At 64.6% G+C, this 19,731-nt stretch carries 20 protein-coding genes and 1 tRNA gene; 17 read left to right on the top strand and 4 right to left on the bottom strand.

Annotation, left to right across the window (positions count from 1 at the left end; translation table 11 throughout):
• The 9 genes from BLT98_RS13450 to BLT98_RS13410 all read left to right on the top strand — a co-directional run bounded on the left by BLT98_RS13450 (window position 1) and on the right by BLT98_RS13410 (window position 9,816).
• Window positions 1–429 carry an ExbD/TolR family protein gene (locus BLT98_RS13450; protein ID WP_034785240.1) on the top strand — a complete coding sequence of 143 codons (429 nt, stop codon included), beginning with the start codon at window positions 1–3 and terminating at the stop codon, window positions 427–429.
• Between the two features lie 105 nt (window positions 430–534).
• Entirely contained in the window at window positions 535–966 is a 432-nt protein-coding gene (locus tag BLT98_RS13445; protein ID WP_177886013.1) for an ExbD/TolR family protein, read from the top strand.
• A 78-nt stretch (window positions 967–1,044) separates the two neighbouring features.
• Window positions 1,045–2,256 (top strand): tetratricopeptide repeat protein, encoded by a 1,212-nt coding sequence (locus BLT98_RS13440; protein ID WP_034785237.1) that lies wholly within the window; start codon window positions 1,045–1,047, stop codon window positions 2,254–2,256.
• Between the two features lie 186 nt (window positions 2,257–2,442).
• Window positions 2,443–3,414 carry a bifunctional riboflavin kinase/FAD synthetase gene (locus BLT98_RS13435; protein ID WP_034785236.1) on the top strand — a complete coding sequence of 324 codons (972 nt, stop codon included), beginning with the start codon at window positions 2,443–2,445 and terminating at the stop codon, window positions 3,412–3,414.
• An 81-nt stretch (window positions 3,415–3,495) separates the two neighbouring features.
• The gene (gene ileS, locus BLT98_RS13430; protein ID WP_070281323.1) at window positions 3,496–6,396 is read left to right on the top strand and encodes an isoleucine--tRNA ligase; all 2,901 of its coding nucleotides are present in this window, start codon (window positions 3,496–3,498) and stop codon (window positions 6,394–6,396) included.
• Between the two features lie 83 nt (window positions 6,397–6,479).
• Window positions 6,480–6,989 (top strand): signal peptidase II, encoded by a 510-nt coding sequence (gene lspA / locus BLT98_RS13425; protein ID WP_092608431.1) that lies wholly within the window; start codon window positions 6,480–6,482, stop codon window positions 6,987–6,989.
• Window positions 6,990–7,006: 17 nt separating this feature from the next.
• On the top strand, window positions 7,007–8,227 hold the full coding sequence (gene coaBC / locus BLT98_RS13420; RefSeq protein ID WP_034785232.1) for a bifunctional phosphopantothenoylcysteine decarboxylase/phosphopantothenate--cysteine ligase CoaBC: 1,221 nt from the start codon (window positions 7,007–7,009) through the stop codon (window positions 8,225–8,227).
• Window positions 8,228–8,252: 25 nt separating this feature from the next.
• Window positions 8,253–8,702 carry a dUTP diphosphatase gene (gene dut / locus BLT98_RS13415; RefSeq protein WP_034785229.1) on the top strand — a complete coding sequence of 150 codons (450 nt, stop codon included), beginning with the start codon at window positions 8,253–8,255 and terminating at the stop codon, window positions 8,700–8,702.
• Between the two features lie 10 nt (window positions 8,703–8,712).
• Entirely contained in the window at window positions 8,713–9,816 is a 1,104-nt protein-coding gene (locus tag BLT98_RS13410) for a M48 family metallopeptidase (protein WP_092608428.1), read from the top strand.
• 146 nt (window positions 9,817–9,962) lie between these two features.
• Here BLT98_RS13410 and BLT98_RS29195 read toward each other — a convergent pair whose 3' ends face one another.
• Window positions 9,963–10,103: a hypothetical protein gene (locus BLT98_RS29195; RefSeq protein WP_162835767.1), complete on the bottom strand. Its 141-nt coding sequence runs from the start codon at window positions 10,101–10,103 to the stop codon at window positions 9,963–9,965.
• A 98-nt stretch (window positions 10,104–10,201) separates the two neighbouring features.
• Between BLT98_RS29195 and BLT98_RS13405 the strand changes: the two genes are divergently transcribed.
• The 5 genes from BLT98_RS13405 (at window position 10,202) to BLT98_RS13385 (ending at window position 13,955) form a co-directional block, all read left to right on the top strand.
• On the top strand, window positions 10,202–11,209 hold the full coding sequence (locus tag BLT98_RS13405; protein WP_070281325.1) for an XdhC family protein: 1,008 nt from the start codon (window positions 10,202–10,204) through the stop codon (window positions 11,207–11,209).
• Between the two features lie 68 nt (window positions 11,210–11,277).
• Window positions 11,278–12,195 (top strand): DNA-3-methyladenine glycosylase family protein, encoded by a 918-nt coding sequence (locus BLT98_RS13400; protein WP_092608425.1) that lies wholly within the window; start codon window positions 11,278–11,280, stop codon window positions 12,193–12,195.
• A 57-nt stretch (window positions 12,196–12,252) separates the two neighbouring features.
• The gene (locus tag BLT98_RS13395; RefSeq protein WP_058050557.1) at window positions 12,253–12,624 is read left to right on the top strand and encodes a COG4315 family predicted lipoprotein; all 372 of its coding nucleotides are present in this window, start codon (window positions 12,253–12,255) and stop codon (window positions 12,622–12,624) included.
• 21 nt (window positions 12,625–12,645) lie between these two features.
• Window positions 12,646–13,167 (top strand): RNA polymerase sigma factor, encoded by a 522-nt coding sequence (locus BLT98_RS13390; RefSeq protein WP_070253694.1) that lies wholly within the window; start codon window positions 12,646–12,648, stop codon window positions 13,165–13,167.
• Window positions 13,164–13,955, top strand: coding sequence for an anti-sigma factor family protein (locus BLT98_RS13385; RefSeq protein WP_092608422.1), 792 nt, complete (start codon window positions 13,164–13,166; stop codon window positions 13,953–13,955). The genes BLT98_RS13390 and BLT98_RS13385 overlap by 4 nt, the downstream gene beginning before the upstream one ends.
• Before the next feature lie 43 nt (window positions 13,956–13,998).
• Here the strand turns inward: BLT98_RS13385 and mug are convergent, their stop codons facing one another.
• The gene (mug, locus tag BLT98_RS13380) at window positions 13,999–14,520 is read right to left on the bottom strand and encodes a G/U mismatch-specific DNA glycosylase (protein ID WP_092608419.1); all 522 of its coding nucleotides are present in this window, start codon (window positions 14,518–14,520) and stop codon (window positions 13,999–14,001) included.
• A gap of 150 nt (window positions 14,521–14,670) precedes the next feature.
• Here mug and BLT98_RS13375 point away from each other — a divergent pair, with 150 nt between their 5' ends.
• Together BLT98_RS13375 and BLT98_RS13370 are read left to right on the top strand one after the other, a co-directional pair.
• The gene (locus tag BLT98_RS13375) at window positions 14,671–15,147 is read left to right on the top strand and encodes a (2Fe-2S)-binding protein (RefSeq protein WP_070281329.1); all 477 of its coding nucleotides are present in this window, start codon (window positions 14,671–14,673) and stop codon (window positions 15,145–15,147) included.
• Window positions 15,144–17,450, top strand: coding sequence for a xanthine dehydrogenase family protein molybdopterin-binding subunit (locus BLT98_RS13370; RefSeq protein WP_092608415.1), 2,307 nt, complete (start codon window positions 15,144–15,146; stop codon window positions 17,448–17,450). The genes BLT98_RS13375 and BLT98_RS13370 overlap by 4 nt, the downstream gene beginning before the upstream one ends.
• Here the strand turns inward: BLT98_RS13370 and BLT98_RS13365 are convergent.
• Window positions 17,447–18,643 carry an MFS transporter gene (locus BLT98_RS13365; RefSeq protein ID WP_092608412.1) on the bottom strand — a complete coding sequence of 399 codons (1,197 nt, stop codon included), beginning with the start codon at window positions 18,641–18,643 and terminating at the stop codon, window positions 17,447–17,449. The two genes, BLT98_RS13370 and BLT98_RS13365, sit on opposite strands and share 4 nt — an antisense overlap.
• A 110-nt stretch (window positions 18,644–18,753) precedes the next feature.
• Between BLT98_RS13365 and BLT98_RS13360 the strand changes: the two genes are divergently transcribed.
• Entirely contained in the window at window positions 18,754–19,542 is a 789-nt protein-coding gene (locus BLT98_RS13360; protein ID WP_070253688.1) for a helix-turn-helix transcriptional regulator, read from the top strand.
• A 59-nt stretch (window positions 19,543–19,601) separates the two neighbouring features.
• On the opposite strand, the gene BLT98_RS13355 is transcribed toward BLT98_RS13360, so the two are convergent.
• Window positions 19,602–19,678 (bottom strand) — tRNA-Met (locus BLT98_RS13355).
• Window positions 19,679–19,731 lie beyond the last annotated feature (53 nt).

Raw genomic sequence — 19,731 nt, 5'->3', positions numbered from 1 at the left:
ATGTCGATGTCCGTCGGCTCCGACAGCGGAGATGAAGATCAAGTAATGTCAGAAATCAACACGACGCCGCTCGTCGACATCATGTTGGTTTTGCTGATCATTTTCTTGATCACCAGTCCGGTTGTCCTCAAATTGCAGAAAATCGATCTGCCGATCGAGGCCAACCAAGCCCTTCAAAGCAAGCCAGAAAACGTCAACATCGTTGTTAACAAGGACGGTGAGATTTACCTGGGCCAGACCAGACTGAAAGACACGAACGAATTGTTCGATTATCTTAAAGTTGAAGCAGTGAAAGTACCGCAGCCGGAAGTACACGTTCGTGGCGACCAAGAAACACGCTACGAATCGATCGGCCGGGTTATTTACACGACCCAACGTGCCGGGATCCAGAAGGTCGGCTTCATCACCGAACCACCTGACAAGGGCTGATAGCGACTGGCGGCGGCGTCCCGGCAACATGGGGATGCCACCGCCAGAAGCTGACCGGGCGGCAGTTTCGCCCGGTGCTTCGTTGGACTTCTTAAAGGAAACACTATGAGTATGAATGTCGGTTCGGGAAGCGCAGCAGGCGCGGATCCGGAACCAATGATGGAACTGAACATGACGCCCCTCATCGACGTGATGCTGGTGCTGATTATCATGTTGATCATCACGATTCCTAAGCAAAACCACTCGGTGAACTTGAACATGCCGGTCGGCACCCCGCCGCCACCGACAACCGAACCAGTGGTCGTCACGATCGATGTCGATTTTGACGGTACGATCTTGTGGGACAATCAGGTCATTCCTGACCGCGCTTCGCTGGAAGCCAAGCTGAGCAACGTTGCTGCGCAAGCAGACCAGCCGGAAGTGCATTTGCGTCCGAACAAGCTGGTGGAGTACAAAGTCGTCGCCGGTGTGATGGCGTCGGCGCAGCGTCTGGGCGTGACCAAAATCGGTCTGGTCGGCAACGAGCAATTCCAGTAAGCTGCAGCAATCAGGTTCTCTTTACATCCGAATAGGCAGGACTTCCTGCCTATTCGCTTTTTACTGAAAGACTTTCTTATGTCCAAGTTTCGTCTCGCTCATCTCGGCCTCGTCATGGCCGCTATCGGTTTTACCGCAGCAACTCCCGTAATCGGCCTGGGCTCGCTGGCATACGCCGCGGACACCGTGCGTGCCGAAGTGGGCAAGCCACTGCAAGAAGCGCAAAAACTCGCTAGCAGCGGCAAAAACAAGGAAGCGCTGGCCAAGCTGCGCGAAGCTGACAGCGTCGGCGGCAAGACCGCCTTTGAAAGCTACCAGATCGAACGCGTGCGCGCTTCGGCCGCTGCCGCCGCCGGCGACAACGGCACCGCCATCAAGGCCTTTGAAGCCGTCATCAATTCCGGCCGCCTGAGCGCCGCCGAAGCCCCGAAATTCACGCAAGCCCTGGCCGGCATGTACTACCGCGCCAAGGACTGGCCGAACACCATCACCTGGATCAAGCGCTCGCTGAAAGACCGCGACGATGCCCAGATGCGCGAACTGCTGATCCAGACCTACTACGTCAGCGGCAACTACGCCGAAGCGGCGAAAGAACTGCAATCGCGCGGCGGCAACTCGGAAGCAAGCCTGCAAATGCTGGCCAACATCCAGTTGAAGCAAAACGACAAGGGCGGCTACGTTGCCACCCTGGAAAAACTGGCATCGAGCTATCCGAAAACCAGCTACTGGGCTGACCTGCTGAACCGCGTTTCGGGCAAGCCTGGCTTCTCGCAACGCCTGGCCCTGGATGTCCAGCGCCTGCGCCTGGCCAACGGCCTGTTCAGCAAACCTTCCGAATACATGGAAATCAGCCAGCTGGCCCTGCAAGCAGGCAATCCCGGTGAAGCGCTGAGCATCATCGAGCAAGGCTACAAAAAAGGCGTACTGGGTACCGGCGCCGATGCGCCACGTCACCAGCGCCTGAAAGACCTGGCCCTGAAAACCCAGGCCGAGCTGAAAGCCAACGCCGCCAAATCGGAAGCGGAATACGTCAAGAACAAGGACGCCGACAGCTTGAGCAAGCTGGGCTTCGCCCTGGTCTACGACGGCCAGGCCGACAAGGGTCTGGGCTTGATGAACGATGCCGTGAAAATGGGCACCGCCAAGTATGCGGAAGAAGCCAAGCTGCATCTGGGCATCGCTTACATTCACGCCGGCAAGAAGTCCAATGCCTCGACAGCACTCAAAGCCGTCAAGGGCACGGATGGCGCGGCTGACCTGGCCCGCTATTGGACGTTGATGAATAAATAAGACAACATCCTCCGGGAGTTGCAGGCAGCTAGTCGAGTGCCATCCAAAAGCGTTGCCAGCACACCCGCCGGCAACGCTTTTTGTTATTTCAGCAGTGAAATTCGCCCTGTGCCCGCCCTGCCGGGTGTGCATCCCTGAAACAGTCCGTATAATCCCCCTTTTGGCACAGTTTTTCATCAGATTCCTATGAAGGTATTCCGCGGACTTCCCAATGCCCAGGCACGAGCGCCTTGCGCTCTGACCATCGGCAATTTTGACGGTGTCCACATCGGCCATCAGGCCTTGCTGGCGCGCGTGCGCGGCGCCGCGACCGAACTCGGCATTGAAGCGGCCGTGATGACGTTCGAGCCGCACCCGCGCGAATTCTTCGCGCAGCGCGCGGGCGACCTGTCCAAAGCCCCGCAGCGCATCGCCAACTTGCGCGACAAGCTGCAATCGCTAGACGACGCCGGCATCGACCGTGTCGTCGTCGAGCACTTCAGCGCCCAGTTCGCCGCCTTGACGCCGCAGGAATTCACGGAAAAAGTCCTCGTCGACGGCTTGCACGTGAAATGGCTGATGGTCGGCGACGACTTCTGCTATGGCGCCCGGCGCGCCGGCGACGTGGCCATGCTGCAGGAAGCGGGCCGCCAATATGGCTTCCATGTGGAAACATTGCCTACCGTGATGAGCGGCAGCACGCGCATCTCGTCCTCGGCCGTGCGCCTGGCGCTGGCCGCCGGCGATTTCCCGCTGGCCACGCAGTTGCTGGGCCATCCGTACGCCATTTCCGGCCACGTCATCCACGGCCAGAAGCTGGGCCGTACTCTCGGCTTCCCCACCCTGAACCTGCGCGTGGCGCACCGCCCCGCTCTGTCCGGCATCTTCATCGTGCAAGTGCATGGCCTGGGACCAGTGCCGCTGCCGGCCGTGGCCAGCCTCGGCGTGCGTCCCACCGTCGATGACAGCGGCCGCGTCTTGCTGGAAGTGCATCTGTTTGATTTTGCCCAGTCCTGCTACGGCAAGCTGGTGCGCGTGGAATTCCTGGAAAAACTGCGCGACGAAGAGAAGTACGACGATTTGCCCACCCTGACGGCCGCCATCGAGCGCGACTCGAACCAGGCGCGCGCGTATTTTGAGCAGCGCAGCGGCGCCATTACCGCCACCGACCGAATTTGACGCCGGCCAACTCCACCGTCTGGCGGCACCTGCCGCCGCCAACCCGCTGCAAAAATATACTCCATACCATTAAAGAAGATTATGTCCGATCAAAACAAGCCAGCCACGCCCAAGCAGAACAAGAAGCCTGAAAGCAAATACCCGGTCAACATGACGGAAACCCCGTTCCCGATGCGCGGCGACATGGCCAAGCGCGAGCCGCAATGGGTACAGCAATGGCAAGACAAGAAGATTTACGAGCGCGTGCGCAAGGCTGCCGCCGGCCGCCCGAAATTCATCCTGCATGACGGCCCGCCGTACGCTAATGGCGATATCCACCTGGGCCACGCCGTCAACAAGATCCTGAAGGACATGGTCGTCAAGTCGCGCTCGCTGGCCGGCTTCGACGCGCCGTACGTGCCGGGCTGGGATTGCCACGGCATGCCGATCGAGATCCAGATCGAAAAACTGCACGGCAAGAACCTGCCGACGGCCGAAGTGCTGGAAAAGGCCCGCGCCTACGCCAACGTGCAGGTCGAGCGCCAGAAAAAGGATTTCATCCGCCTGGGCGTGCTGGGCGAGTGGGACAACCCCTACCTGACGATGGCGCACGGCAATGAAGCCGACGAATTGCGCGCGCTGGGCAAGCTGCTGGAAAAAGGTTATGTCTACCGCGGCCTGAAGCCCGTCAACTGGTGCTTCGACTGCCAGTCGGCCTTGGCCGAGGCGGAAGTGGAATACGCGGAAAAACGCGATCCCGCCATCGACGTCGGGTTCAAATTCGCCGAGCCGGAAAAACTGGCGGCCGCCTTCGGCCTGCCTTCCCTGCCGACCGATAACGGTTTCATCGTCATCTGGACCACCACGCCGTGGACCATCCCGTCGAACCAGGCCCTGAACGTGCACCCGGAAGTCAAATATGCGCTGGTGAAAGCCGAGCGCGATGGCCAGCCGCTGCTGCTGATCCTGGCGCAAGACCTGGTCGTCGCCAGCCTGGCGCGCTTCAAGCTCGATGGCACGACCATCGCCACGTGCGACGGCGCGGCCCTGGCCGGCATCAGCTTCCGCCACCCGCTGCATGCGGCCGACGCGTTCTATGACCGCTTGTCGCCTTTGTACCTGGCCGAATACGTGACCACCGAAAGCGGCACGGGCGTGGTGCACTCGGCGCCAGCCTACGGCCTGGACGACTTCATCTCGTGCAAGGCGCACGGCATGAAGGACGACGACATCATCAAGCCCGTCATGGGCGACGGCAAGTTCGCCTCGACCCTGCCCCTGTTCGGCGGCATGACCATCTGGGAAGCGTCGAAGCCGATCTGCAACGCCTTGCGCGAAGCGGGCGCGCTGTTCGAAGTCAAGATGTTCGACCACAGCTACATGCATTGCTGGCGCCACAAGACGCCGATCATCTACCGCGCCACCTCGCAGTGGTTCGCCGGCATGGACGTGACGCCGAAAGACGGCGGCGCAACCCTGCGCGAAACGGCCTTGCAAGGCATCGCCGACACCGAGTTCTTCCCGGACTGGGGCCAGGCGCGCTTGCACGGCATGATCGCCAACCGTCCCGACTGGACCCTGTCGCGCCAGCGCCAGTGGGGCGTGCCGATGGCCTTCATCGTGCACAAGGAAACGGGCGACCTGCATCCGCGCACGCCGGAACTGCTGGAGCAAGTGGCCAAGCTGATCGAAAAGGACGGCATCGAGGCATGGCAGGCACTGGACTTGAAAGACCTGATCGGCGACGAAGCGGCCATCTACGCCAAGAACAAGGACACGCTGGACGTGTGGTTCGATTCCGGCGCCACGCACCAGACGGTGCTGGGTGGCCCGCAAGGCCATGGCTCGCATTCGACGCAGCTGCAATTCCCGGCCGACCTGTACCTGGAAGGCTCGGACCAGCATCGCGGCTGGTTCCACTCGTCGCTGCTCGTGTCGTCAATGCTGAACGGCCGTCCGCCGTACAAAGCCCTGCTGACGCACGGCTTCACGGTCGATGGCGAAGGCAAGAAGATGTCGAAATCACTAGGGAACACTTTGGCGCCGCAAAAGATCTCGGACACCCTGGGCGCGGACATCCTGCGCCTGTGGATCGCGTCGACCGACTACACGGGCGAGCTGTCGATCTCCGACGAGATCCTGAAACGCGTGACGGAATCGTATCGCCGCATCCGCAACACCCTGCGCTTCCTGCTGGCCAATACGTCGGACTTCAATCCGGCCACGGACGCCGTGCCGGTGGCGGAAATGTTCGAAATCGACCGCTATGCGCTGGCCAACATGGCGTCGCTGCAAACGCAGATCGAGAACAACTATGCGCGCTACGAGTTCCACCCGGTGGTCTCGAAGCTGCAGACGTACTGCTCGGAAGACCTGGGCGGCTTCTACCTGGACATCCTGAAGGACCGTTTGTACACCTCCGGCCTGACGTCGCACGCGCGCCGTTCCGCGCAGACGGCCCTGTGGCACATCACGCAAAGCCTGCTGCGCCTGATGGCCCCTGCCCTGTCGTTCACGGCCGAAGAAGCATGGGCCGTCTTCGCAGGAAGCGAAGCCTATGCCGCCAGCGATGAAACCATCTTCACGCAAACCTGGTGGCAGCTGCCGGAAGTTTCGGACGCCGCCGGCCTGCTGGAGAAATACACGGCACTGCGCGCCGTGCGCACGGACGTCACAAAACAGCTGGAAGACCTGCGCACCTCGGGCGCCATCGGTTCATCGCTGCAGGCGGAACTGACGATCAAGGCCGCGCCTATGAAGTACAAGCTGTTGACCACCCTGGGCGAGGACTTGAAGTTCGTCTTCATCACCTCGCAAGCCACGGTGGCCGAGGTGGCCGACGAAGCGGCAGAGGAAGTGGTCGTAGCCGCGTCGACGGCGCCGAAATGCGAGCGCTGCTGGCACTACCGTAGCGACGTGGGCACAGACGCCGCGCATGCTACCCTGTGCGGCCGCTGCGTCAGCAATCTGTTTGGCAAGGGCGAATCGCGCCGTTTCGCATAGACTGTCACCCCGGGGCGCTGCCTGCGTCCCGCTTCCAACCGCCGCCTGCCACCAGGCGGCGGCTTTATCTTCCCTGGAAAAATATGGCCACTAAAAACCGTTTTTCATCGAAATCGTCATCCTCGGCGTCGCTCGTGCCCTGGCTGGGTATTGCCGCCATCGTCATCCTGTTCGACCAGATCACCAAGATCACGATCCTGAAGACCTTCCGCTATGCGCAAGAGATGGTCATCACCTCGTATTTCAACCTGGTGCTCGCGTATAACAAGGGCGCCGCGTTCAGCTTCCTGTCCAACCAGGGCGGCTGGCAGCGCTATTTCTTCACCGGCATCGCCCTGGCGGCCGCCATCTACATCATCTATCTGCTGAAAAAGCACGCCGGCCAGCGCATGTTCTGCTGGGCCCTGGCGCTGATACTCGGCGGCGCGCTGGGCAACGCCATCGACCGCCTGATGTACGGCCACGTCGTCGATTTCCTCGACTTCCACTGGAAAAGCTGGGGCCATTTCCCCGCCTTCAATATCGCCGACAGCGCCATCTGCATCGGCGCGGCCCTGTTCATCATCGATGAACTGCGCCGGGTAAACAAATAGACACGCAGGAGAACGACATGGAATTGTCCGGCAAAAAAATCGTTCTGGGACTTTCAGGCGGCGTCGCCTGCTACAAGGCGGCGGAACTGTGCCGCGCGCTGACAAAGGCCGGCGCCTCGGTGCAAGTGGTGATGACGGATGCGGCCAGCCACTTCATCACGGCCGTCACGATGCAGGCCCTGTCCGGCCACCCCGTGCACACGAGCCAGTGGGATGCGCGCATCGACAACAACATGGCGCATATCGATTTGACGCGCCATGCGGACGCCATCCTGATCGCGCCGTGTTCGGCCGATTTTCTGCGCAAGCTCGCGCACGGCGTGTGCGACGACCTGCTGTCGACCCTGTGCCTGGCCCGTCCTTCCCACCTGCCCCTGCTGGTGGCGCCGGCCATGAACGTGGAAATGTGGCAGAACCCCGCCACGCAGCGCAATGTGCAGCAGCTGCGCGACGACGGCATCAAGCTGTTCGGCCCGGCCGCCGGCGAACAGGCGTGCGGCGAAGTTGGCCTGGGCCGCATGCTGGAGCCGGAACAGCTGCTGACGGAGCTGATCGCCGCCTTCCAGCCGAAAGTCCTGGCGGGCAAGCGCGTGCTGGTCACGGCCGGCCCCACTTTTGAAGCCATCGACCCCGTGCGCGGCATCACCAATCTGTCCTCGGGCAAGATGGGCTATGCGGTGGCGCGCGCGGCGCGCGAAGCGGGCGCCGAGGTGCTGCTCATTTCCGGCCCCACGGCCCTGGACGCGCCCTTCGGCGTGCGCCGCATCGACGTGCAAAGCGCGCAGCAGATGCATGATGCCGTGCTGGCCCACGTCGACGGCCAGCATGTCTTCGTCGCTGTCGCCGCCGTGGCCGACTGGCGCGTCGCCAACGCCAGCGACCAGAAGATGAAAAAGCAGGCCGATGGCTCCGTGCCCGAACTGCAGTTCGCGCAAAACCCCGACATCCTTGCCACCGTGGCGGCACGCACCAACCTGGCCGGCTATCCGTACTGCGTGGGCTTTGCCGCCGAATCGGAAAACCTCGTGGAATTCGGCTCGACCAAGCGCGAAAAGAAGGGCATCCCTCTGCTGGTCGGCAACATCGGCCAGAACACGTTCGGCCAGGACGACAACACCATCATCCTGTTCGACGAGGAAGGCCATACCGTGCTGCCGCGCGCCTCGAAACTGAACCTGGCGCGCCAGCTGATTTCGGAAATCTCGAAACGCCTGGCAAAAAATTCACTGCTCAAATAATCCATTTTTAGACGACTTTGCTTCAATGAAAAATATCGACATCAAGATCCTCGACGCCCGCATGAAAGAACTGCTGCCAGCCTACGCCACGCCGGGCAGCGCCGGCCTGGACCTGCGCGCCTGCATCGATGAAGCCATCACCATCGAAGCGGGCCAGACGGTGCTCATTCCCACCGGCCTGGCCATCCACATCGGCGACCCGTCGTATGCGGCCATGATTTTGCCGCGCAGCGGCATGGGCCACAAAAACGGCATCGTATTGGGGAATCTGGTAGGCTTGATCGACTCCGATTACCAGGGCCAGCTGATGGTATCGACCTGGAACCGGGGCCAGAGCGCTTTCACGCTCAATCCCATGGAACGCCTGGCGCAACTGATTATCGTGCCGGTGCTGCAAGTGGGCTTTAACGTCGTTGAGGAATTCGGCGACAGCGAACGCGGTGTTGGCGGTTTCGGCAGCACCGGCAAACATTAAGGATTTTCTCATGCCAGGTTTACGCCATCTGATCCCAGCCCCGACTTCGCTGCGCCATCTGGCCTCGCCACTGCTGGTGGCTTGCGTTGCCCTTCTCTCTGCCTGCACCACGCCAACGACGCATGTCAGCGGTCCGTTCAACGTCGTGCCGGCACCCGATGCGCCCGCCCCGACGGCGCAGCAAAAGGCGGCGCAGGAAGAACTGGTGAAGATGGTGGCGCTGCAGGACCGCCTGTCGAAAGTCTCGGCGCCCCTGCTGATCAACAATGCGGACCTGTGCAAGACGTATGCGCGCAACCTGCTGGGCTTCACGGCGCAGAATAAGTATTCCTACCCCGGCATCTATGCCGACGCGGCCCAGGCGGCCCTCGGCTACGGCGAACAGATGCAGGTCTCCGGCGTCTTGCCGGGCAGCGGCGCCGCGCGCGCCGGCTTGCGCAAGGGCGACGGCTTGCTGGCCGCCGAAGGCAAGCCGCTGCCGGCCGGCCCGAAAGCGGAAGGCCCGTTCGGCGCCATCGTCGGCCCGCTGGCCTCGAAAAGCGCGAGCCTGAACATGACCATCGCCCGCGATGGCGAGCAGCAGGACCTGAAGATTCCCGTCACGCGCGCCTGCGCCTTCCGCGTCGCCCTGGGCAATGCGGACAATGTCAACGCGTACTCGGACGGCGCGCGCATCATGCTCACGCGCGGCATGGTGAATGCGGCGCAAAACGACGAAGGCATCGCCTTTGTCATCGCCCGCGAAATGGCGCACAACATCCTCGACCACGCGCGCAGCCAGCGCACGGCAGGCACGGCCGGCAGCATCATCGACAGCCTGGGCGCCGTGCAGCCCGACGTGTCGATGCTGACGGGCGCCGCCGGCATCAAGGCCATGCCGCAGGAACTCGACGTGCAAGCCGACACCCTGGCCATCTACCTGCTGGCGCGAGCCGGCTACAACGTCGACAACGCCGCACGCTTCTGGCAGCGCCTGGCCACGCAAGTGCCTGCCACGGTCGCCAATGGCTACACGGCGCTGCATCCCGGCACCAACTCGCGCATGGCCGCCGTGAACCGCGCCGTCACCGACGTGCGCGCCAAGCAGGCGGCGAAGAAACCGCTGAAGCCTTAGAACGCCTGCCATAACCTACTGCGCGTCGCGCTTTGCGGTCTGTGATGCTCACTGTGCTCAAGCACAGTTGCGCTTCTCGGCCACAAATCGCTGCCGCTCGCTACGGTTCTGTCAGACGTTCTTCATCCTGATCAAACAGGGTTTGCTCAGGCCCCCGGGAAGTTGGGGAAGTAGGTGCCCATGATCCAGGTCAGGGCACCGCAGAACACCACGGCTAGAAACAGGACGATGAGCAGCTTGCCGAACTTGGGAATACCCTCTTCTTGCGTCTTGACTTCATTTGACATGAAAATTCTCCGCAGGGTGATGGAACAGGTAGTATATCCACAATCTTGAATACTTTTCCATACTTTGCCGCGTACCTGCGGCTTTCCTCCTGCGCGCCATGGACAGCATCGACCTTGAAGTTCTGAAAACCAGCGCCGCCTGGCTCGACGCCGGACACCGCTGCGAACTCGTTACCGTCATCAAGACCTGGGGCTCCAGCCCCCGCCCCGTGGGCGCCACCCTGGCCATCTGCGACGATGGCACGGTGGTCGGCTCCGTTTCCGGCGGCTGCATCGAAGATGATTTGATCGACACCGTGCGCGTGCACGGCATCGTGCGCACGCTGCCGGAAATCGTCAGCTACGGCATCAGTGCCGACGAGGCGCACCGCTTCGGCCTGCCTTGCGGCGGCACCATCGAACTGGCCATCGAGCCGCTGCATGCGGGCAGCCGCGTGGCCGAACTGCTGGCGCGCCTGGAAGCCCATGAACTGGTCGAGCGCCGCCTCGACTTGCGCAGCGGCGCCGTCACCCTGCAGCGCGCCACGCCGGGCGCCGTGCTGGCCCTGGACGATGGCGTACTCACCACGCAGCATGGCCCGCGCTGGCGCCTGCTGATCATCGGCGCCAGCCAGCTATCGCGCTTCGTGGCGCAAATCGCCACGGCCATGGATTACCACGTCATCGTCTGCGACCCGCGAGAGGAATACCGGGGCGGCTGGAACGTGCCCGGCGTGCCCCTGCTGCACGCCATGCCCGACGATCTCGTACTGGAATTAAAGCTCGACAGCCGCAGCGCCGTCGTCGCCCTCACGCACGATCCCAAGCTCGATGACCTGGCCCTGATGGAAGCGCTCAAGTCCCCAGCGTTCTACGTGGGCGCCATCGGCTCGCGCGCCAACAACGCCAGGCGCCGCGAGCGGCTGCTGCAGTTCGACGTCAGCGCGGAACAGCTGGCGCGCCTGCATGGCCCCATCGGCCTGTACATCGGCAGCAAGACGCCGGCCGAAATCGCCATTTCCATCCTGGCCGAACTGACGGCCGTGAAAAATGGCGTGCCCGACGCCCTGCAGATCCAGCACGCGGCGGCCCTGAGCCCGCCCACCACCGACATCTGCGCGCGCTGAAGGCAAACAGCAAGAAACGCGGTGCGTCCGCATCGCCTCCCTGATACCGTCTTTGACTTTGGCCCACCATGACCCTGCTGCACTGGACCCTCCCCCTGCCCGCCGGCTACCGCCGCGACGATGTCATCGCCTTCCACAGCCGCGATGCGCAAGCCGTGGCCGAACAAGTCACGCCGACAGGCCTGCGCAAAGGCATCCTGATGCAGGGCGTGCCCGTGGTACTGGACGTGGCCTTCACGGACGCTGCCGCCGTCTGCCGCGCCGACATCGATGGCGATGCCGCTGCCGGCCTTCAGGAACGGCTGCACGGCGCCCTGCTCAATATCCTCGGCCTGCGCATCGACCCGCAGCCATTCGCGCAACTGGCCGCCGGCGACACGCTGCTGGCGCCTTTGGTCCGGCGCAATCCGGGCTTGCGCATCGTGCAGTCGGCCAGTCCCTTCGAGGCGCTGACCTGGGCCATCATCGGCCAGCAGATCAACCTGCCGTTCGCCATCGCCCTGCGCCGCACCTTCATCTTGCAGGCGGGACGCCAGCACGGCGACGGCTTGTGGTGCTATCCCGAGGCGCGCGACGTGGCCAGGCTGGAAATCGAGGATTTGACCAGCCGCAAATTCTCGCGCGCCAAGGCCGAAACCGTGCTGCGCCTGGCCCACCTCGTCAACGATGGGGAGCTGTCGCTGGAGCTGCCGCCCTCCGGCGACGTGGCGGCGATTTCGCAGGCGCTGCTGGCCGTGAAGGGCATCGGCCCGTGGACCGTCAATTACGCGCTGCTGCGCGGCTACGGCTATGCCGACTGCTCGCTGCACGGCGACGTGGCCATCCGCGCCGCCCTGCAAAAGCTGCTCGGCGAAGAGAGCAAGCCGGACATGGCGCGCACGGAACAATGGCTGCGCCAGTACGCGCCGCACCGCACCATGGCGGCCGCCCACCTGTGGGCCAGCCTGCATGCGCCGGAAATAAATATTTTGCCTGCGCGGGAATAAACGGCGGGCGGCATGCGTCTATCCCTTGCAAGCCCTCAAAACCTCAAGGAGACCATCATGCGCTTTACCACTTTCGCCGCCACCGCCCTTTTCACCGCCTTGTCCGCCCCGCTGGCCTTTGCCGCCGACGTCATGCCGGCCAACGGCATGCTGGTCAACGCCAGCGGCATGACCGTGTATGTGTTCGACAAGGATGTCGCCGACAGCGGCAAGAGCGCCTGCAGCGGCGGCTGCCTGGTGGCCTGGCCCGCCGTCATCGCCACCGAAGCGGCGCCCGCCGCCCCGTATGGCAGCATCAAGCGCGAAGACAATGGCGCCATGCAGCTGACCTACAAGGGCAAGCCCCTGTATTTGTACAAGGAAGACAAGAAACCGGGCGACGTGGCCGGCGACAACTTCAAGAACGTGTGGCACGTCGTCAAGCCCTAAGCCCCCCATCCCGCCGCCACGATGACCACGCAAGAGGACAGCCGCACACTGCAAGCCTGCCTGCCCGGCCTGCGCCGCTATGCGCGCGCGCTGGTGGGCGCCGTGCACGCGGACGATCTGGTGCAGGACACCGTGGAGCGGGCCTGGCGCAAGTTCGACCAGTGGCAACGGGGTGGCGAGATGCGGCCCTGGCTGTTTTCCATCATGCACAACCTGCACGTGGATCAATTGCGCCGCCCCGGCCTGGCGTTGCAGGAGCTCGACGACGACGCCCTGCTGCCCGCCCCGGAGCACGCGCCGGGGCAAGCCATCGCCATCGGCGAAATGGATGCGGCGCTGGCCCGTTTGCCGCTGGGGCAGCGCGAAGTCATCCTGCTTGTCGCGCTTGAACAGATGCCGTATGAGCAGGTGGCGTCCACCCTGGGCATCCCCGTCGGCACCGTCATGTCGCGGCTGTCGCGCGGGCGCGAGCGGCTGCGCGAACTGCTCGATGGCCGCCCGGCCGGCAGCCATGGCGCCCCTACCCTGAAAGTCGTGAAATGACAACGCAAGCCATCAGCGAAGCGCAATTGCACGCCCTGGCCGACGGCGTCCTGCCCCAGGCGCAGCGCGCGGCTGTCGACGCCCACCTGCGCGCACACCCCGAGGATGCCGCCAGGGTGGACGCCTGGCGTGAACAGAACCGGCAATTGCGTGCCCTGTTCGACCCCGTGCTGGACGAAGCCGTGCCGCCGGACCTGCTGCAGGCGGCATCGCCACCGTCGGCGAACGGCGCCTGGCAGCGCCACGCCATGCAGGCGGCAGCGGCCATCGTGCTGGTGATCGCCGGCGGCATGGGCGGCTGGATGCTGCGCGGCGATGGCGGCGACATGCGGACCACCAGCGCCAGCCCGATGTCCCTGGCGCGCAGCGCCGCCATCGCCCATGCCGTCTACACGCCCGAAGTGCGCCATCCCGTGGAAGTGGGTGTCGAACAGGAGGCGCACCTGGTGCAATGGCTGTCGAAACGCCTGGGCAGCAAATTGCAGCCGCCCGCGCTGTCACCGCTCGGCTATCACCTGATCGGCGGCCGCCTGCTGCCCGGCGATGGCGACGGCCCCGTGGCGCAATTCATGTACGAGGATGGCGGCGGCAAGCGCCTGACCCTGTATGTGGCGAAAGAACGGGCCGGCAGGCAGGAAACGGCCTTCCGCTACACGCAGGAAAAGGAGCTGAGCGTGTTTTACTGGATCGACGGCCAGCTTGGTTACGCCCTCTCGGCGAGCCTGCCCAAACGGGAGCTGGGCAAGATCGCCGACGCCGTGTATGCGCAGCTGGAGCAAGCCCGCTAAGCCCCGCCATCCATGCGCAAGTGCGCTGAACGCCAGCCCGCCATCAGCCCAGCGCACGCCGCAGTTCCGCATACGCGTCGACCAGCCGCTCCTTCGAATAGCCGCGATTGAGCCCACTGGGATTGGGTAATATCCACACGCGCGCGCCGCCGAAGCGCTCCGGCTGTTCGCCCCACGCCAGCTGGCGCTTCCCCGTCATCGCCGCGTAGGCAGCCTTGCCCAGGAAGGCGATCCACTGCGGCTGCAGCAATGCCAGTTTATGCTGCAGGCCCGCCGCCGCTTGCGCGAACTCGTCCGCCCCCACCTGGTCCGCGCGGCTGGTCGGGCGCCCGACGGCCGCCGTCAAACCCAGCCCGAAACCGAGCACGCTGGCATCGTCGTGCGGCGCCACCAGATGCGGCGTGAAGCCGGCCAGGTGCAGCACCGGCCAGAAGCGGTTGCCGCGGCCGAGAAAATGGTGGCCGGCCGCCGCCGCGTCCACGCCCGGATTGAGGCCGCAAAAAACCACTTGCAAGCCGGGAGCGAGGATATCGGTCAAGCCCGGCGCCGTTGTGAGGTATGTCATGAAAACTCCAATATCAGAAGCCGCAGTATGCCACCGGCCCCATGTCCTGCAGCGCAGGGCGGGCGGTGCTACCATCCCGTACTGATGCGCTCATCCGTATGGTGGATGGCCGTCGCGCTTTCCCGCACCATCCCACACCGAGGAATAAACATGACGACCCTGACCATCAATGGCAAGCAGCACGAGCTTGCGCTGCCTGAAGACACGCCCCTGCTGTGGGCCCTGCGCGACGAACTGGGCATGACCGGCACCAAATTCGGCTGCGGCATGGCCCTGTGCGGCGCCTGCACCGTGCACCTCGATGGCGAAGCCATCCGCTCCTGCGTGACGCCGATGTCGGCCGCCGCCGGCAAGAAGATCACCACCATCGAAGCCGTGGGCGAAGACAAGGTCGGCCTGGCGCTGCAGCAGGCCTGGCAGGAACACGGCGTGCCCCAATGCGGCTACTGTCAGGCCGGGCAGATCATGTCGGCCACGGCCCTGCTGCACAAGACCCCAAGGCCGAACGACCAGCAAATCCGCGAAGCGATGAGCGGCAATATCTGCCGCTGCGGCACCTATACTCGCATCCACGCGGCCATCAAGCAGGCCGCGACCAGCATCAACGCGAAAGGAGCGGCCAAATGAGCATGCATGACACTCCTGCCGCACATTCGCCTGCGCGGCGCAACTGGCTCAAGGCCGCCGGCGCGCTGGCCGGTTTGACCCTGGTGGCCGGCCCTTCCGGCCTCGTGATGGCGGCCGATGCCGTCAAATACGGCGGCGAGAAGATGGCTGGCGGCGTGGTCGACGACAGCCTGGTATTCCTGTCGGTCGGTGCCGACGGCATCGTCACCATCGTGGCGCACCGCTCCGAAATGGGCCAGGGCATCCGCACCAGCCTGCCCATGGTGGCGGCCGACGAACTGGGCGCCGACTGGGCGCAGGTGCGCGTGCAGCAGGCGCCCGCTGACGAAGCGCGCTACGGCAGCCAGGATACGGATGGCTCGCGCAGCATGCGCCACTCGTTCCGCGCCATGCGCCACGTGGGCGCCACGGCGCGCCTGATGCTGGAAACGGCGGCCGCCGTGCGCTGGGACGTACCCGTGACGGAAGTCAAAGCCGTCAACCACGCGGTCGTGCATGCGGCCAGCGGACGCTCGCTGTCCTTTGGCGCCCTGGCCGAAGAAGCGGCCAAATTGCCGGTGCCGCCACGCGCGCGCATCAGCCTGAAAACGGCGGGCGAGCTGCGCTACATCGGCCAAACCAGCACGCGCGGCATCGACTTGCACGACATCGTCACGGGCAATACCCACTTCGGCATCGACACGCGCCTCGACGGCATGGCGTACGCCGTCATCGCCCGCCCTCCCGTCTTTGGCGGCAAGCTGAAAAGCGTGGACAAGACGGCGGCCCTGAAAGTGCCGGGCGTGCTGCGCATCGTCGAACTGGCGGGCAGTCCGCCGCCGGCCATGTTCAATCCGCTGGGCGGCGTGGCCGTCATCGCCAGCAACACCTGGGCCGCCATCAAGGGCCGCGAAGCGCTGGTGCTGGAATGGGAAGATGGCCCGAACGGCAGCTACGATTCGAAGACCTTCCGCAAGACCCTGGAAGCGGCCGTGCGACAGCCGGGCAGCCCGGCGCGCGACCAGGGCAAGACGGTGGCCACGCTGGCCGCCGCTCCCGCCGCGCGGAAATTCAGTGCCGAATACTATCTGCCCCACCTGGCCCACGCCACCATGGAGCCGCCCGCCGCCACCGTGCGCATCGCCAACGGCAAGGCCGAAGTGTGGGCCTGCGTGCAGGCGCCGCAAGCGACGCGCAGCAATGTGGCCAAGGCCCTGGGCCTGGCGTATGACGACGTGACCGTCCACGTGACCCTGCTCGGCGGCGGCTTCGGGCGCAAATCGAAACCCGATTTCGCCGTCGAGGCGGCGCTGCTGTCGAAAGCCATGGATGGCGCGCCCGTCAAGCTGACGTGGACGCGCGATGACGACCTGCAGCACGACTACCTGCACACGGTATCCGTCGAACGGCTGGAAGCGTCGCTGGACGCGAAAGGCATGCCGACGGCCTGGCTGCACCGCACGGCCGCACCCACCATCACGTCGACCTTTGCCGCCGGCGCGAACAGGCAGGCGCCGTTCGAGCTGGGCATGTCGGCCATCAACGTGCCGTTCGCCATTACGAACATCCGCGTCGAAGTGCCCGAAGTGCCGGCCCACACGCGCATCGGCTGGTTCCGTTCCGTGTCGAATATCCCGCACGCGTTTGCCATCCAGTCGTTCACGGCCGAACTGGCCCACGCGGCAAAAAAGGATCATCGCGACTACCTGCTCGCGCTGCTGGGCCCCGCGCGCAAGATCAACCCGGCCGACCTGTCGGACGGCTGGAACTATGGCGAAGATCCGGCGAAGTATCCGGTCGACATCGGCCGCATGCGCCACGTGATCGAGCTGGCGACGGCCAAGGCGGGCTGGGGCCGCAAGCTACCCAAGGGACGGGGGCTGGGCCTGGCCGTGTCCTACAGTTTCGTCACCTATGTGGCGGCCGTGATCGAAGTGGAGATCAATGCGGCCGGCGAAGTCATCGTGCCGAGGGTCGACATCGCCATGGATTGCGGGCCGCAAATCAACCCGGACCGCGTGCGCTCGCAGATCGAGGGCGCCTGCATCATGGGCCTGTCGCTGGCCATGAGCGGCGAGATCAGTTTCAAGAATGGCAGGGTCGAGCAAAGCAATTTCCACGACTACGCCGTGCTGCGCGCCGCCGACGCGCCGCGCGTGATCCACACGCACCTGGTGCCGGGCACCCTGGACATGGAGCTGGGCGGCGTGGGCGAACCGGCCACGCCGCCCATCGCGCCGGCCCTGTGCAACGCCATCTTCGCGGCCACGGGCAAGCGCATCCGCGCCCTGCCCGTGGGCATGCAGCTGGCGAAAAAGGCTTAGGTCCGCCGCGCGGCAGGCAATTGCAGCAGCAACGCTGCGGCGGCGACCAGGGCGGCACCGGCCGCCAGCAGCCACATGGGCCAGTCGAGCAGGAGCAGTACCCCGCCGGTGGCCGCGCCAATGGCGCTGCCCAGGTACAGCGCCGATTCGTTGAGGGCGATGGCCAGGTTGCCATCGCCCTGGCGCGCGCGCACGGCCAGCAGTTGCTGGTTCTGCGGCACTTGCAGGGCCCAGCCAGACGCACCCCACAGCACGATCGGCGCGAGCATCAGCCAGGCCGACCAGCCGGCCGCCAGCGGCAGCGCGCACAGGGCCAGCGCCAGCAGCAGCAAGATGAAGCAGGTCAGTTTCGGCGCCGCCACCTTGTCCGCCCACGGTCCGACCAGCACGCTGCCCGCGATCCCCCCCACGCCCCAGGCCCACAGGAAGGGCGTGGCGGACAGCGCCGCCCCCTGCGCCGACCACGCCAGCAACGGCGCGATAAACGTGTACATGCCCAGGCTGGCGATGGCCGCCAGCAGCGATACCAGCAGGATGGACAGCACCTGCCCATCGGCCAGCAAGGCCAGCTTGCGGCGCAGCGACGTGGCCGGCACCGCCGGCAGCGCGGGCAGCTTCCACAGCAAACCCGCCAGCGCCAGCCCGCCAAGGACGGCGACCAGCCACAGGGCCGCGGTCCAGCCCAGCTGCTGCGCCAGCAGCAAACTCAAGGGCACACCCAGCACCGTGCCGCCCGCCATGCAGCCCATGATCACGCCGATGGCCTTGCCCCGCTGCTGCGGCGCCGACACGCCGGCCGCCGCCGCGATGCCCAGCGCCAGGTACACGCCCGCACCGACGCCGGCAATGGCGCGCCATGCCAGCAAACCGCTGAAACCAGGCGCCAGCGCGCTGGCCCCGTTCGCCAGCACGAACACGGCCAGGGCGATCAGGAGACCCGAGCGCTGCGCGCGCGCCGGCAGCAAGGCCACCACCAGCGGCGAGCCGAGGCCATAGGCCAGCGTAAACGCCGTCACCAGTTGCGCGGCCATCGCCAGGGAGATGGAAAAGGCACTGGCAATCATCGGCATCAAGCCCGCCGTCACATACGACGCCATGCCCAGCGCGAACGCGCCCATGGCGATCAGGTAGACGGTGGCAGGCAGCGCGGCGGTGGCAGGCGCGAGGCCACTGGAGGAGGAAGAGTCGGACATGGGCAAGCTTTCGGAAAGAAAGCAGGCATTCTGGAATACAATATAAACAATTACAATTTAACTGTTTATGCTATTACTGATAGCAACAGGCTTACCGGAAAGGCATCACCATGCGCACCTTGGCCCGCACCCGCCACGAACTGGCCGCCTACCTGCAGGCGCGGCGCGCACGCCTGTCGCCGGAAGACGTGGGCTTGCCCGGCGGTGGAAGGCGGCGTACGCCGGGCTTGCGCCGCGAAGAAGTGGCGGCGCTGGCCGGCGTGGGGCTGACCTGGTACACCTGGCTGGAGCAGGGGCGCGACATCGGCGTCTCGAGCGCCTTTCTCGACAAGCTGGCCGAGGTGCTGAAACTGGACGCGGCCGAGCGCCGCCACCTGTTCCTGCTGGCGCATGCGCGTCCGCCGGCCGAAGAGGGCAAGACGTTTTGCGTGGTGCCGCCGCTGGTGCGCCGCCTGATGCACGAGCTGGCGCATCCGGCGTATGTGCTCAATTTGCGCTGGGACGTGCTGGCGTTCAACGGGGGCGCCGACACTCTGTTTGGCTTCGGTGCGCATGCTGCCTCGCGCCGCAATCTGCTGTGGCTCTTGTTTACCGACCCGCTGCTGCGATCCCGCTTCGCGGCGTGGGAAGAGCAGGCGCCGCTGATGCTGTCGAGCTTTCGCCGCGACTATGCGCGCGCCACGCAGGAAGCGGATATCCACGCGCTGGTGGAGGAACTGGAAAAAGTCTCGCCCGAATTCAAGTTATGGTGGCGCCGCCACGACGTGCATGCGCCATGTGCCGGCGTGCGCCGCCTGACAATCGACGGCGGGGAGGTCGCATATGAACACACCTCGCTCACCATCGATGCGGACCGCCATCTGCGGCTGGTGGTGTATGCACGCCAGGCTCAGGAGTGAACTGCAGCGCACAACGAAAAAACCGCTGATTCTCTTGCGAGAAATCAGCGGCTTCGAATTGGTTGCGGGGACAGGATTTGAACCTGTGACCTTCGGGTTATGAGCCCGACGAGCTGCCAGACTGCTCCACCCCGCACAAGAATTATATACCAGATTGTTGCGCGGCGTAAAGGCGTGAATTGACAATGT

Source organism: Janthinobacterium sp. YR213 (genome assembly GCF_900099875.1).
In the GTDB taxonomy this organism is placed as follows: Bacteria; Pseudomonadota; Gammaproteobacteria; order Burkholderiales; family Burkholderiaceae_D; genus Janthinobacterium; species Janthinobacterium lividum.
This window is presented reverse-complemented; position numbering and strand designations above follow the sequence as displayed.

What these genes read in the sequence shown, in the direction of transcription:
- BLT98_RS13450 (WP_034785240.1), top strand. Translation starts at nt 1, where the DNA reads ATGTCGATGTCCGTCGGCTCCGACAGCGGAGATGAAGATCAAGTAATG.
- BLT98_RS13445 (WP_177886013.1), top strand. Translation starts at nt 535, where the DNA reads ATGAGTATGAATGTCGGTTCGGGAAGCGCAGCAGGCGCGGATCCGGAA.
- BLT98_RS13440 (WP_034785237.1), top strand. Translation starts at nt 1,045, where the DNA reads ATGTCCAAGTTTCGTCTCGCTCATCTCGGCCTCGTCATGGCCGCTATC.
- BLT98_RS13435 (WP_034785236.1), top strand. Translation starts at nt 2,443, where the DNA reads ATGAAGGTATTCCGCGGACTTCCCAATGCCCAGGCACGAGCGCCTTGC.
- ileS (WP_070281323.1), top strand. Translation starts at nt 3,496, where the DNA reads ATGTCCGATCAAAACAAGCCAGCCACGCCCAAGCAGAACAAGAAGCCT.
- lspA (WP_092608431.1), top strand. Translation starts at nt 6,480, where the DNA reads ATGGCCACTAAAAACCGTTTTTCATCGAAATCGTCATCCTCGGCGTCG.
- coaBC (WP_034785232.1), top strand. Translation starts at nt 7,007, where the DNA reads ATGGAATTGTCCGGCAAAAAAATCGTTCTGGGACTTTCAGGCGGCGTC.
- dut (WP_034785229.1), top strand. Translation starts at nt 8,253, where the DNA reads ATGAAAAATATCGACATCAAGATCCTCGACGCCCGCATGAAAGAACTG.
- BLT98_RS13410 (WP_092608428.1), top strand. Translation starts at nt 8,713, where the DNA reads ATGCCAGGTTTACGCCATCTGATCCCAGCCCCGACTTCGCTGCGCCAT.
- BLT98_RS29195 (WP_162835767.1), bottom strand. Translation starts at nt 10,103, where the DNA reads ATGTCAAATGAAGTCAAGACGCAAGAAGAGGGTATTCCCAAGTTCGGC.
- BLT98_RS13405 (WP_070281325.1), top strand. Translation starts at nt 10,202, where the DNA reads ATGGACAGCATCGACCTTGAAGTTCTGAAAACCAGCGCCGCCTGGCTC.
- BLT98_RS13400 (WP_092608425.1), top strand. Translation starts at nt 11,278, where the DNA reads ATGACCCTGCTGCACTGGACCCTCCCCCTGCCCGCCGGCTACCGCCGC.
- BLT98_RS13395 (WP_058050557.1), top strand. Translation starts at nt 12,253, where the DNA reads ATGCGCTTTACCACTTTCGCCGCCACCGCCCTTTTCACCGCCTTGTCC.
- BLT98_RS13390 (WP_070253694.1), top strand. Translation starts at nt 12,646, where the DNA reads ATGACCACGCAAGAGGACAGCCGCACACTGCAAGCCTGCCTGCCCGGC.
- BLT98_RS13385 (WP_092608422.1), top strand. Translation starts at nt 13,164, where the DNA reads ATGACAACGCAAGCCATCAGCGAAGCGCAATTGCACGCCCTGGCCGAC.
- mug (WP_092608419.1), bottom strand. Translation starts at nt 14,520, where the DNA reads ATGACATACCTCACAACGGCGCCGGGCTTGACCGATATCCTCGCTCCC.
- BLT98_RS13375 (WP_070281329.1), top strand. Translation starts at nt 14,671, where the DNA reads ATGACGACCCTGACCATCAATGGCAAGCAGCACGAGCTTGCGCTGCCT.
- BLT98_RS13370 (WP_092608415.1), top strand. Translation starts at nt 15,144, where the DNA reads ATGAGCATGCATGACACTCCTGCCGCACATTCGCCTGCGCGGCGCAAC.
- BLT98_RS13365 (WP_092608412.1), bottom strand. Translation starts at nt 18,643, where the DNA reads ATGTCCGACTCTTCCTCCTCCAGTGGCCTCGCGCCTGCCACCGCCGCG.
- BLT98_RS13360 (WP_070253688.1), top strand. Translation starts at nt 18,754, where the DNA reads ATGCGCACCTTGGCCCGCACCCGCCACGAACTGGCCGCCTACCTGCAG.